At 44.9% G+C, this 13,590-nt stretch carries 8 protein-coding genes; 4 read left to right on the top strand and 4 right to left on the bottom strand.

Features of this window, described 5'->3' with window-relative positions; all coding sequences use genetic code 11:
* Positions 1 to 62 precede the first annotated feature (62 nt).
* Together EO131_RS09385 and EO131_RS09390 are read left to right on the top strand one after the other, a co-directional pair.
* Positions 63 to 533 (top strand): GNAT family N-acetyltransferase, encoded by a 471-nt coding sequence (locus tag EO131_RS09385; protein ID WP_127021155.1) that lies wholly within the window; start codon positions 63 to 65, stop codon positions 531 to 533.
* 155 nt (positions 534 to 688) lie between these two features.
* Positions 689 to 1,111: a DoxX family protein gene (locus EO131_RS09390; protein ID WP_127021157.1), complete on the top strand. Its 423-nt coding sequence runs from the start codon at positions 689 to 691 to the stop codon at positions 1,109 to 1,111.
* Here EO131_RS09390 and EO131_RS09395 read toward each other — a convergent pair whose 3' ends face one another.
* The gene (locus EO131_RS09395; RefSeq protein ID WP_127021159.1) at positions 1,112 to 3,274 is read right to left on the bottom strand and encodes a TonB-dependent receptor; all 2,163 of its coding nucleotides are present in this window, start codon (positions 3,272 to 3,274) and stop codon (positions 1,112 to 1,114) included. It lies immediately after the preceding gene.
* Between the two features lie 212 nt (positions 3,275 to 3,486).
* On the opposite strand from EO131_RS09395, the gene EO131_RS09400 reads away from it, so the two are divergent.
* Both EO131_RS09400 and EO131_RS09405 read left to right on the top strand, forming a co-directional pair.
* On the top strand, positions 3,487 to 3,906 hold the full coding sequence (locus EO131_RS09400) for a DUF2141 domain-containing protein (protein WP_127021161.1): 420 nt from the start codon (positions 3,487 to 3,489) through the stop codon (positions 3,904 to 3,906).
* Between the two features lie 227 nt (positions 3,907 to 4,133).
* Positions 4,134 to 7,442, top strand: coding sequence for a tetratricopeptide repeat protein (locus EO131_RS09405; protein WP_127021163.1), 3,309 nt, complete (start codon positions 4,134 to 4,136; stop codon positions 7,440 to 7,442).
* A gap of 3 nt (positions 7,443 to 7,445) precedes the next feature.
* On the opposite strand, the gene EO131_RS09410 is transcribed toward EO131_RS09405, so the two are convergent.
* The 3 genes from EO131_RS09410 to EO131_RS17440 form a co-directional block, all read right to left on the bottom strand.
* Positions 7,446 to 10,892, bottom strand: a complete 3,447-nt coding sequence (locus tag EO131_RS09410) for a 4Fe-4S binding protein (protein WP_127021165.1) — start codon at positions 10,890 to 10,892, stop codon at positions 7,446 to 7,448.
* Between the two features lie 82 nt (positions 10,893 to 10,974).
* Entirely contained in the window at positions 10,975 to 11,526 is a 552-nt protein-coding gene (locus EO131_RS09415) for an OsmC family protein (RefSeq protein WP_127021167.1), read from the bottom strand.
* Between the two features lie 182 nt (positions 11,527 to 11,708).
* Entirely contained in the window at positions 11,709 to 13,535 is a 1,827-nt protein-coding gene (locus EO131_RS17440; RefSeq protein ID WP_164731659.1) for a sigma 54-interacting transcriptional regulator, read from the bottom strand.
* Positions 13,536 to 13,590 lie beyond the last annotated feature (55 nt).

Below are 13,590 nucleotides of genomic sequence, written 5' to 3' on the forward strand. Positions count from 1 at the left end.
CAGAATGTATGAATTCCTCGGATTCCAATTAATTTAGCATAAAAACCAATTACCCCTCAATCGTGGAAGAAAGCCTGACCATTGTTCCCTTTTCAGACCAGTATGGCAAAGCCTTTAGGGAGTTGAACGAAGAGTGGATAAACACCTATTTCCAAATGGAGGAAATGGACAAAAAATCGTTGCATCACCCCAAGGAATATATTTTGGACAAGGGAGGCTACATTGCTGTTGCCCTACTAAATGGAAATCCTGTTGGCGTTTGTGCATTGATTCCATGTTCCGATCCAATCTACCAATTCGAGTTGGCCAAAATGGGGGTAAGTCCAAAAGTACAAGGCAAGGGAATCGGTAAAAAGTTAGGGGAACATATTCTTGCCAAGGCCAAATCACTTGGGGCCCAAAAAGTATTTTTGGAAAGTAACCGAAAACTGGTCCCTGCGCTAAAACTGTATGAAAAATTGGGCTTTGAGGAAATCAAGGGCAAAGCCTCACCCTATGCAAGAAGTGACATTCAAATGGAAATTGTGCTTTGAGTAGGTTTTAAATCATATAAAATCCCAGAAATACCATTTGACCAACGTAGCTAAAATCAATTTTTATTGCCAAGGAGCGTAACAATCACGCTCATATCCTTTCTTATTCCGTTAAAAATGAATAACTTATATGATAATTTTAATCACAAGTTATCATGGAAAGGGTTAAAAAGTTAAACAAATGGGCCAATGCGCACACCAATTATCCTTTGGATTTCTTGCGTATGGCCCTTGGCGTATTTCTCTTTATCAAAGGGATTGAATTTATGACCAATTATGTAGAAATGGCCACCATGGTCAAACCTTTTGAAGGTCTGCCCGGTGGTATGATCATTCTGCATTACATTGCACCGGCCCATTTTGTGGGTGGTGTATTGATCGTAGCTGGACTATTGACCCGATGGGCCGCGGTAGCCCAATTGCCCATTTTGGCAGGTGCGATACTCACTAATTTTTTGGGTACGATGAACGTTTCCAATTTGGTAATCGCCTGCATTGTTTTTCTAGCTTGTATTTTCTTCATTATTTATGGTTCTGGAAAACATTCTGTAGACTATTATCTGAAAATGCAGCAATAATTACAAATTATCCAGTTGGTTGCTTTTTTTATCGGAACTAATGGTCCAAAAGAATCCAACGAAGAAGAAACTGTTTGCCGGAGGCGTAATCGCTCTTCTATCAAAAGTTCCGGTCATATTGGGCGCATCGGCATATTGATAGTTGCTGATGTTGTTGATGCCCATAAGATTGCTCACCGAAAAGTAGAGGATTTTCTGTTGATCGATCAAATAGGCCCAGTTAAAACTCAGATTATTGTACGATCTGGTTTTTTCGGCCATAAACTCAGGTGTATTTGGATTGTTATACGGTCTTCCCGAACCGTAGGAATAGGAAAAACCTATCTGTGAACGTAGTTTATCCAGCCAATACTTGGTTACGATGGACAAATTGTGCTTAGGGGCAAAATTGGGGGTTGCCCGTTCCTCGAAATTCTGAAAATCCCTTTCGGTATCCAAGTAAGAATACGACACCCAATAATCCAAGTTGTCAATACTCTTGCTATCACGCCAAAAAACATCCAACCCTGAAGCATACCCATCCCCCGAATTGCTATACACCGAATTGAACTGGGGCATTTCTGTATCATATTTGGTCAAACCATCATAATCTTTATAATAGGCTTCTGCCCGAAAAGTTTTGCCATTGTTCACCAACTGATAGTTTAAAATGTAATGGGACGCTTTTTCCGATTCGATGGCTGAATTGAACTTGGCGATATCCCGATTGGGCCTTTGATAGAAATCGCCATACGCCAATGAAAACTGACCTAACTCACCAGGTTTATAGGCCACTGACACCCTTGGGGACAATTGTATATCATCCATCAAACCGTTGTAGGCGGCTCTAACACCGAATTTCATGGCCAGCTTGTTGCTCAAGAACAGGTCCGATTCTGCAAAACCTGCCCAAAGCTGCTCATCAAAACCATAATCCACAGAAAAGCCATCCGTACTTGTGAAGGATTCGTTGTAATTGGTATTGAAGTATTCCGCACCAAAACTAAGATTGAACCGATTGCTGAAATTTTTGTGCGCTTTAATTTTGAGGTGTGAAGCGGTTTCCTTGCCATCGACAAGGTCTTTCTGAATGCCAATATCGTTGGTATCCCAAGATATGGAAGCGCCGGAAGTGATGCTCCAATCGTGATTCAAGAATTGCTTGTAGGTGGAATTGAAATAGAGGTTATTGTTCTTCAATTGAAAACGGACATCATCTTCCAAGTTGATATCCTCTTGTTCAATATCCAAGTTACTTTGATTGAAACCGGTATACAATTTAAAGATGCTCTTGTCTCCAATGCTTCTGAAAACTGCCTCCCCTGCAATGGATTCGTAAGGACTGTTCCATCGCATGCCCTGGTTGGAAGGTATCAATGCCTCATAAGGTGCCAGATTGATGTAACTGGTGTTCACGCTTAGGGATTGTTTGCCCCAAATTTCGGTATGTCCCACTCCCCCGCCTACCGACATGATGGAAATCTCCGTTTTCTCCTGATCGGGCGCATCAATCGTGTTCAACAACAACACGCTCGACAAGGCTTGTCCGTATTCGGCGGAATAGCCCCCGGTGCTAAAAGTGATTCCTTTAAACAGGAAAGGGGAAAAACGTCCCCGGGTCGGAGTGTTGTTGGCCGTTGCATTAAAGGGTTGAAATACCCGAAGGCCATCAATAAACACCTGGGTCTCTTCGGCCGAACCTCCCCGTACAAACAAACGGCCATCTTCATTTACAGTGGTGGTGCCCGGTAACGTCTGCAAAGCGGCCACAAAATCCCCAGCCGCTCCCGCAGTGGTCACAATATCCAAGGGTTTTAGCACGGAGACTTTGGAGTTGTCCCCAGCTTCGAACGTACCAGCGGTCAACGTTACGCCAGATAGGGAATTGATGGCTTCCAACATCCGGATTTGGACATCCGTAAAGTATGACACGTCACCAACTTCATAATGGGGCTCAAAAGACAACATGGAAACCACAAGGGTCTGCGTGCCCGATTCGGTGGTTTCAAAAGTGAAATGGCCGTTAGCATCTGTGGAAGCACCATCATAAGTGCCCTCCAAATACACATTGGCACCCTCAATCGGATTTTGTTTGGCATCGGTAACAGTTCCGGTAATAACGGTCTGTGCACACAAGGCACTTAGGTTGAAAAGGAAAGCGATTACAATAAGGTTGTTTTTCATGACTATTCGTTTTGTTGATGTCACAAAATTGCCCCAACCCGAAGAGCTTCCCCAAAAGGAAATACCCAATTGTAGAATTGAGGTGATGAATTGCATGGCCATCCACCCCTTCACAATTCACGCCCAAAAATCAACAGTTCAGTCCAATGGAATTTTGAAATCGCATGTACAGAACCATTTTTGCTGCATCCATAACATCAAAAACAGCAATTATGAAAACTGTAACCTTAGCATTGAGTTTCTTATTCGTTAGCCTAGTGGCCATGGCCCAAGAAAAAAACGGTGCCACCATTACCGTGACCATTGACAACGTTACCAGCAACGAAGGAAAGGTATTGGCCGGATTGCATACAGCCGAAACCTTTATGAAGGGACCTGGTATCCAAAATACGGAAAGCGCCATCGAAAATGGAAAAGTGGTGCTCACATTTACCAATGTTGCTCCAGGCACCTATGCCATTATGGCCATGCACGATGCCAACGACAACAAACGGATGGATTACCAGGCCAACGGAATGCCCATGGAAAGCTACGGCATGTCTGGCAACGACATGACCATGGGACCACCCCAATTCAACAGTGCCCAGTTTGAAGTTGGGGTTCAAGACCTATCCTTTACGATACGATTCTAAATTTGGTCAGAAATCCAGAAATAGCCTGCCTTGCGCAGGCTTTTTTTTTGCAGGATACCGACATTAACAGTACATTTAAATAACTGCACATCAACCTTTAAAACCAATTTATCAAACAGTGTATCCACATAGGGTTACTTGCATTGTTCGCCATTTCCACAATCCAAGGCCAGAACAAGGTCATTGATTCACTGGAAAGAAGCTATGAACAAGCCGAATCGGACTCGATGCGGGTTCGCATTTTAAAGGATATTTCTTGGGAATACATCAACAACCGTGGAAATGCAGAGTTGGCCCGCCAATATGTGGACAGTTTCAATACGATCAGTCAACGGGCCAACATGCCATGGGGACTTTCGGTGGCACAATACCAATATGCGGTTTTGGAACGGCACAAAGGCAATTATAGCCAGGCATTGACACATATCGATGCCTATCTCAATTTTGAAAAAACCAAAGCCGACCCGTTCGCAACGGCAAACGGATTGTATCAAAAGGCCAACATTCTAGACAACCTGGGCAGTTACGATAAAAGTTTGGAAATCTATTACGACATCCTTAAAATCTACGAGGATAATGAAGACCCCTTTAGCATAGCCACAACTTTGAATGCCATCGGGGAAATACTGAAAATTACGGGGAAAAGTGAACAGGCCATGGAAAATTACCAAAAAGCCTTGGCTATTTTCACTTCGTTGAATGATGAGGGCGAAATGGCCAATTGTCTCTACAACATTGGGGACACTTATATGCTCCAAAAAGAATACGACTTGGCCTTGGAACATTTCAACAAGGCCCTTACGTTGGATGAGGCCATGGACAGTGATTGGGGAAGAGCCTACGACCTTGAAGCCATAGGAAAGGTGTATGGACTCCAAAAGAAGTATGCGCAGGCTTTAAACTATCATAAAAGAGCTTTGGCACTTCGCGACAAACTAGGGCAACAGTTGGAGCTGTCCATGAGTTATGCGCAGATCGGTGGCATCTATTTCGAAATGCAAAACTATCCCGAAGCAGAGAAAAACATGCTCGAAGCTATTGCTATCGGAGAGGCGATTCGTGCAAGGGCAGAACTTCATGGATATTACCAAACCCTGTCCCATATTTATGAACAAACTGGGGATTTTGAGAAAGCCTTGGCATTCAAAAACAAGTCCGTGGGCCTTAAAGACAGTATTTTCAATGAAGCAAAATCCAAACAAATTGAAGAACTGCAAGTTCGTTTCGATACGGAAAAACAACAAGATGCAATTGCCACCCTCCAAAAAGATGCCCAAATCAACGACCTCAAACTGAAGCAACAAAAAACCCTTCGGAATGTGGTGATCGGTCTCGCTTTCGCCGGGCTTCTCCTACTCTACCTTGCCTTTAATCGATACAAGCAAAAACAGCGGGAACAACAGGCAGAAGAAGAAAAAAAACGGGCCATTTTGGAAGAACGCAACCGAACGGAAATCGAAAAACAACGTGTGGCAGAGCTCCAAAAAATCGATGCCCTTAAAGATGAGTTCCTGGCCAATACTTCCCACGAACTGCGCACACCATTGGTGGGCATTATTGGGCTGTCGGAAGCCCTAAAGGATGGTGCTGCGGGACAACTACCGGAAGCCGCCATTGAAAATCTCGACATGATCGCCAATAGCGGTAAACGGTTATCCCATTTGGTCAACGATATCCTCGATTTCTCCAAGCTGAAGAACAACGACCTTGCCCTTTCGCTGAAACCTGTCGATGTTTATGCACTTGCAAATATCGTCGTTCGACTTTCCCAGCCATTGGTACAGGACAAAAAACTGAAGCTCATCAATTCCATCCCCAAAGAGGTACCCTTGGTGGAAGCGGACGAAAATAGACTGCAACAAATTTTGTACAACCTCATTGGCAATGCCATAAAATTCACGGAGAAAGGATATATCACACTTTTTGCCGAGACCAAGGAAAATTGGTTGGCCATTTCCATTTCCGACACGGGAATCGGTATACCAAATGATAAATTGACTACCATTTTCAATTCGTTCGAACAATTGGACGGATCCATTCAAAGAGAATATGGAGGTACCGGATTGGGTCTTTCCGTGACCAAACAGCTGGTCGAATTACATGGTGGTAACATCAGTGTGGAATCGGAAGAGGGAAAAGGGGCCATTTTCACTTTTACCTTGCCAATTAGTTCAGAAAAACGTTCCGCCAAGACCAAAGCATTCCCCAAGCAGGAAGAATTGTTGCAACCGATGAAGACCTATGGCGAAAAATCGGCAGTGACCCCCATGGAAAAGCATCCAAATTCGAAGGGACTTAAAATTTTGATCGTGGATGATGAACCTGTTAACCGGCGTGTTTTGGAAAACCATTTAAACGTTGCGGGATATGAAGTTTTGGAGGCCAACTCTGGCAAAGAGGCCCTTAAAGTATTGGAAAAGACACCCGATATCCAATTGGTGTTGTTGGATATTATGATGCCGGGACTTTCTGGCTATGAGGTATGCGAGAAAATTCGGGAAACGCGCACGGCCAGTGAACTCCCAATAATACTCCTCACCGCAAAGAACACAGTGTCCGATTTGGTCAGTGGTTTCAATTCAGGGGCAAACGACTACCTGACCAAACCCTTCTCCAAAGGAGAATTGCTGAGTAGGATCAAAACACACATCAACCTCAACACCATCCATAGGGCCTCTTCACGATTTGTACCCTCGGAATTTGTCAAATCCATCGGAAAGGATTCGATCACCGATATACAATTGGGCGATTACACAGAGAAAAACGTTACGGTCCTATTTTCAGATATTCGAGATTACACCACGCTTGCTGAGGGTATGACCCCCGAGCAAAATTTCAAGTTCGTGAATGCTTATGTAGGTCGAATGGGGCCCATTATTAAGGAAAATGATGGATTCGTGAACCAATATATGGGCGATGGCATCATGGCCCTGTTCCCCAAACCCCCAGAGAGTGCCTTGGACGCGGCCATAGAAATGCAACGAACCTTATCGCTCTATAACAAAAGAAGGGTTGAAGAAAAAGGGTACAAACCACTCACCATAGGCATCGGCCTCCATACCGGACCGCTGGTTATGGGGATTATAGGTGATTCTAAAAGGAATGATCCTGCCGTGATTGCAGATACCGTGAACAGTGCAGCAAGAATGGAAGGGGTGACCAAATATTTTGGTGCCAATATCATCATCAGTGGCGCATCCCTAGATCAGATGAAAGATCCCACCGAATTCAATTTTCGGTATTTGGGAAAAGTACGGGTGAAGGGCAAACAAAAATCCATAGCCATCTATGAATGTATTGATGGGGATGCCATGGAAAGCCTATCCCTAAAACTAGAAACCAGAAAACGCTTTGATGAAGGTATTGACCTGTTTTTCAAGGCCCAATTTGGCGAAGCGGCCTCTGCTTTTGAATGGGTTCTTTCCAAGAATCCTAGCGATACAGTGGCCCACTATTTCGTAGAAAGAGCGAAAAAATATGCCGTTAATGGTGCACCCGAGGACTGGGCCTCGGGTACCGTAATGCATGAAAAATAGCGTTTAGACAGGCTCATATACGGTCGATCTAACAACATCACGTATACCGGCCATGGCTTGATATTTGGCAAATCGTTTGTTCACCGCTTGCTGTGCATCCTTTATCCAAACACCTCCAAAAGAATCCCTGGAATTCTCGAAAACATTTTGGAAGCGTTCCTCCATGGCCAAGTAATGGGCAACAGGAATCTTTGGACTTTCCGAATCCAGTTGTAGTGCAGGCATCCCTTCCAAAATTCTTTTAGGGTTGTTCCTGTAAAGCAACCATTGACCCGATGCCACGGCCGCTTTGTGGTATTTACTGGGATACTTGCTATCAATACCATGTGTAATACTATGGCAATAAGCAATAATCAATGAAGGCCCATCATGCGCCTCAGCCTCCAAAAATGCCTTCAATGTATGTTCTGGGTCAGCACCAATGGCTACTGAAGCTACGTACACATCATCATACTGCATGGCCAAAATCCCCAAATCCTTCTTTTGCTTTTTCTTGCCCTTGCTGGCAAACTTAGCGGATGCGCCATAGGGTGTGGCTTTCGACATTTGCCCCCCAGTATTGGCATACACCTCGTTGTCCAACACCAATATGTTCACATTCCTACCCGATGATAGCACATGGTCCAATCCCCCAAAGCCAATATCATAGGCCCACCCGTCACCACCTATGATCCATACACTCTTTGAAACCAAGGCATCGGCCACCTCCCTAAGTTGTTGTGCCTTGGAAAATGGCATATCCTTCAAAAGGCGTTTCAAAGTTGCCACACGATCTCGCTGTTGGGCAATCTCCCGTTCATGGGTCTGTGGAGCGTTCAAAAGTGCCGTAACCAATGTATCATCAAAATAAAAGGATAGCTCTTGTAAGAGGTTTTTGGCATGATCCTTTTGCTGATCTAGAGACAAACGAAATCCCAATCCGAATTCGGCATTGTCCTCAAACAATGAATTTGACCATGCGGGTCCCCTGCCCTCCTTATTTTTGGACCAAGGTGTTGTGGGCAACGCGCCACCAAAAATGGAACTCGCACCAGTCGCATTGGCTATCAACATTCTATCCCCGAACAACTGCGAGGCCAACTTCAAATAGGGTGCCTCCCCACAACCATCTTCCCCGTTCGGATAGGTGAACAAAGGCTGCTGCAGTTGCTGCTGGTTCAATTTGCCGGTATCCAACAAGCTTCTATCGATTTCTGGCAGTACCTCAAAATAGGACCAGTTTTCTTTGGCGACTTCCAACCTATCGGGGTGGTTTTTCATGACCAAAGCCTTGACTGGGCAAGCATCCACGCAATTGTTGCAGCTCGTACATTGATCGGCATTCACCTGTATCGTATATTGCATTAAATCAACATCTTCGCCAAAAAGGATAGCTGGAACCGCATTCCAATGTTCGGGAGCACCTTCCAAATATTCCGGGGAATAGGCCTTCGCCCTCAATGCACCGGAAGGACAAGCCAAACTACAGGCCCCACATTGGGTACAAAGATCTGCGTTCCACTCGGGAAGCGACTCAATAATCAATCGCTTGCCAAGATGGGAAGTATGGGTCGGATAAGTACCATCCACCGGAAAACTGCTCACAGGCAAAGCATTCCCCTGCCCTGCCAGCAATTGTTCTGTCAAGGACCTTTTTGATTCACCGTTCAATTGATTTGGTTGGTTTTGGTTCATCACTTCAACAGATATGTCAAGCTTTTTACTATCCAGATCAATGGGATTTCCTTCCAACATACCGATTAAATCCAACAGGCTGTTGTGTAGGGATGTTAGAGAAAGTCCCCTTTCTATGGCTGCATTTTCCAAAACCTGCTCCGTAACCAAATAGACTTGTAATGCTTTTGATAATATAGTTTGTCGGACTTTTGAATCCAACGAAGTCCAAAACTGAGTTTCGGATTCATTCGTTTGAACCATTAAAACACCGTGGGATTCAATGCGGTCCAAAACATTGTCATTTTCAAGAAAATGTTTGTTGTCAATCACCACTGCATTGGCCTTTTGAATGAGATAAGGCGCCTTTATCGGTTCCTTGGCCATTCGAAGGTTGGTCACGTGCCTGGATTCCGACTTTTTGTAATCGATTTCAAAATACCCCTGAACATATTGGTTTCCCCTCTCGACCAATTCTTGAACCAGTGAATGGAACGATGCCTGAGTATCCTTCCCTTTGGTTTCGTAAATCAGTACTTCCTTGAATGTATTCGGTAAGTCAAATGGAACAATTTCCAAACTGGTTTGGGTTACATCATTCGTAATCCCAACTGTAAAGGAATGCTTGGGAGTTTCCATTTTTAATTCATCCACAATGGCCTTGACCATTGACGGTGTAAATTCCTTGGAACCCAACCCGTAACGTCCCCCAATAACTTTGGGTTTACTACCAAATTTTGTGGATTGCGAAACCGCGCTTTGCACATCCAAAAATAAAGGTTCACCCAACGAGCCTGGCTCTTTGGTTCGGTCCAGTACGGCAATGGCCTTACAAGACGCTGGCAAGCAGTTCAGGAAAAAATCCAGTCCAAAAGGACGGTACAATCGGACTTTGACCAATCCTACTTTTTCTCCCTTAGCATTCAGTTGATGAATCGTCCGTTCGAGGGTTTCCGTTGCCGATGCCATAGCTATTATAACCTGCTCGGCAGCTTCGTGCCCGATATACTCAAATAGTTGATAGCTTCTGCCAGTTAGCTTGGTGAACACATCCATTTGCTTTTGAACCAAGTTGGGACACTGTTGGTAATAGGAATTGGCCACCTCCCTGCCTTGAAAATACACATCCGGTCCTTGGGTGGTGCCCCGGATTATGGGATGGTTGGGGTCCAATGCCCTTTGTCTATGGGCCGCAACATGATCGGAATCCAACATCGCTTTTATGGTTTCTTGATTTATTTTTTCCACTCTCGCGATTTCATGGGAGGTTCTAAAACCATCAAAAAAATGCACAAAGGGAATTCGGGATTCCAAGGAGGCAGCTTGGGCGATCAGCGCGAAATCCATCGCTTCCTGCACAGACGCAGAAGCCAACATGGCATATCCAGTGCTTCGGATGGCCATAACATCACTATGGTCGCCAAAAATTGAGAGGGCCTGGGTTGCAACGGACCGAGTGGCCACATGGATCACATTGGGGGTAAGTTCTGCGGCAATTTTGTACATATTGGGCAACATTAATAGAAGGCCCTGTGAAGACGTAAAGGTGGATGCCAAGGCACCCGTTTGCAACATCCCGTGCATGGCGCCTGCCACTCCGGCCTCGCTTTGCATTTCAAAGGTTTCGGGAACGTTGTCAAAAATATTTTTTTGTGAAAGGGCACTCCATTCCTCGACCAATTCGGACATTTCCGAAGAAGGTGTAATCGGATAAATGGGAAAGATATCGTTGCACTGATAGGCCACTTGGGCCACTGCTTGATTTGCGTTAACGATGATGTGCTCTTTGTTTTGCATGATAATGGTAATGGTACTTTTAAATGGCTGGGTAAAAAAAGAAAAAGCCACCCTATGGGCAGGGCGGCTTTTTTCTACCTGATTACTTTTCGAATTCGATGGTAACAGGAGTTGGATTGGTGATCATGTCGAACACTGGGGAGAATTGGGCCAAAGCTCTCAATTGCTCTTCAGAGGCATCGGATTTCACCTTAAACTTAACGGTAATTCCTTGATAGCCTTTTCTCACTTCTGGATCAAGGCCCAAGAATCCGTGCAGATCCACACCACCTTTCAAAGTACTTTCCACACCTTCAATTTCGATGCCGTTGGCAGCAGCATGGTAGGCCATGGCTCCAGTTAAACAAGAACCTAGTGCATGCAATACAATCTCTGCAGGGTTAGGGGCCTTGTCGTTGCCCAAAAGCACTTCCACGTGGTCGGCTTCCATGGTAAAGGAATCTTTTCGGGTTGGATGCTCTTGACCCACACCATAATAATCTTGGATACTGGTCACACAATGACCGCCATCGATCCAATTGTTCTTGGCCCTGAACTCGAATTGTGCCAATTCAGGATTCCCTTGTACTGCGTTGATGGTTTCCACCAACTGATCTACGTTTACTCCGTTTTTAATGTTTGCTGTTGTAATCATTTTTTTTGTTTTTTAAAGATTAGATTAATTGATTAACATTTGACAGAGTAGTTGCATTTCGCGTGCCAAACTATTCAAATAACTAATAATCAATTGATTACAACATTTCTAGAAACACATTGATATAACGATATTTCGTTATATTACGATATATCGTTAATATTATTACGATTTTTCGTTGTTTATATAGGTTTGGAAATGCCCAAGGCCTTAATCTTGGATGCTAAAGTAGTAGGTGGCAAGCCCAAGAGCCTGGCCGCACCATTGGTTCCGGAAATTTTCCACTTGGTTTTTTTAAGGGCCTTGAGAATATTCGCCCGCTCCAGTTCTTGCAGTTCTTCAACGGTAAGGATGCGTTCGTCTTCCTGCGTGGTGGCTTTTACCAATCCCTGCGCATTGGGAATGACAAGGGACCAATCAATGCGACCTTTGTTCGCCACAATAACTGCGCGCTCCACCAAATTCTGAAGTTCCCGCACATTTCCGGGCCAATCGTAGGACAACAATTGCTTTTTTTGTTCCTGCGTCAAAGGTTTAATGGCCTTGTTCAGGTCTTTGGCATAATGCTCAATCAGTTTATCTGCGATAAGGCACACATCGTTGCCACGATCACGTAGAGCCGGTACCTGAATTGGAAACACATTCAACCTGTAGTAAAGGTCTTCCCGAAACTTGCCCTCTTTTGATCGAGCCAGCAGATCACGGTGGGTGGCCGCAATGATCCTTACGTCCACTTTTTGGGTCACCGAACTACCCACAGGGTCGAACTCCCCTTCTTGGATCACCCGCAATAACTTGGGTTGCAGATCCAAAGGCAGCTCGCCGATTTCGTCCAGAAACAGGGTACCCTTGTCCGCCAATAAAAATCGCCCCTTACGACTGACCGTAGCCCCTGTAAAAGCACCTTTTTCATGGCCAAACAATTCACTTTCTATCAAATTGGCCGGAATGGCCCCGCAGTTGATGCGCACCATTGGGCCCTTTGCACGGGAACTGGCATTGTGGATGGCCCTTGCCACCAATTCCTTACCGGTACCCGTTTCGCCATGGATCAGTACCGTGGCCTGGGTCGGCGCGACCCGTTCGATCAATCCCAAAACGTTTTTCATGGAATCGTGCTGGGCGATGATCCCATGATCATGGGTCAATTCCTTGATTTCTTCTTTTAGGTATTCGGCTTCATCGGTAAGGGAAGAAATTTTGTGTTCTGCCTGAAGGCGATCATCGATTTGTCGAAGTATTAAAGTGAAGTAACTCTCCTCCTCGTTTCCATAACTACTGATGGTCCCCTCATTCATGGATGTGCCTTCGTTGGATCCCAACACCTTGATGATTGCGGGCAAGTACGTATTCATCACCTTCTTTTTGGAAGTTGCTCCCGCCACCAAATTTTCGATGAGGGCAGCACTGGGTTCATCAAGAAAGAAAAGTAGGTTGCGTTGTTCCACATCATCGTTTTCCAACATAGTCTTCGCCGAGTCGTTGGCCAACACAATCCTAAAATCCTTATCGAACATGATGATGGCATCCATGGCATATTGAATGAGTCCCGTAATTTGGGAATGCGCCAATTCCATGGCTTTTTTGGAGGCTGCCAATTTTTCCTGTGCCACATCCAACTCCCGGTGCCTTTTGATCAAGACCGACAAAACACCACGGACAAACCCTTTGTTGGATTCTATCAGGTCCAAAAAGTGGTCGGTTCCGATTTTCAGTAATTTGGTTTCCTCCAAGGCCGTGATGGAAACCGACCGTGGTTTTTGATCGATCAAGGAATATTCTCCAAAGCATTCTCCTTGCGACAAACTGCCATAGTCGTGCGTCTTATCATGTACCTTTACCTTCCCCTTGAGAATTACATACATGCCGTCGCCTTTATCGCCTTTGTCCAAAATGCGATGGCCCGGCATATACAATTGTTCCTCAGATTGTTTGCACAGATCCAAAAGCGATACCTTGTCCACCTCCGAAAAAAGGGGAACGTTTCCCAAAAAATCTAGGGTTGCCATAAGCTGCGAGGAGGTCATAAGTGCTCTTTAGAAATACTGAATACCAAATAAATAT

Source organism: Flagellimonas beolgyonensis (assembly GCF_003992615.1).
Classification (GTDB): Bacteria; Bacteroidota; Bacteroidia; order Flavobacteriales; family Flavobacteriaceae; genus Flagellimonas; species Flagellimonas beolgyonensis.

Coding starts and splice junctions, on each gene's coding strand:
- EO131_RS09390 (WP_127021157.1), top strand. CDS start 689: ATGGAAAGGGTTAAAAAGTTAAACAAATGGGCCAATGCGCACACCAAT.
- EO131_RS09395 (WP_127021159.1), bottom strand. CDS start 3,274: ATGAAAAACAACCTTATTGTAATCGCTTTCCTTTTCAACCTAAGTGCC.
- EO131_RS09400 (WP_127021161.1), top strand. CDS start 3,487: ATGAAAACTGTAACCTTAGCATTGAGTTTCTTATTCGTTAGCCTAGTG.
- EO131_RS09405 (WP_127021163.1), top strand. CDS start 4,134: ATGCGGGTTCGCATTTTAAAGGATATTTCTTGGGAATACATCAACAAC.
- EO131_RS09410 (WP_127021165.1), bottom strand. CDS start 10,892: ATGCAAAACAAAGAGCACATCATCGTTAACGCAAATCAAGCAGTGGCC.
- EO131_RS09415 (WP_127021167.1), bottom strand. CDS start 11,526: ATGATTACAACAGCAAACATTAAAAACGGAGTAAACGTAGATCAGTTG.
- EO131_RS17440 (WP_164731659.1), bottom strand. CDS start 13,535: ATGGCAACCCTAGATTTTTTGGGAAACGTTCCCCTTTTTTCGGAGGTG.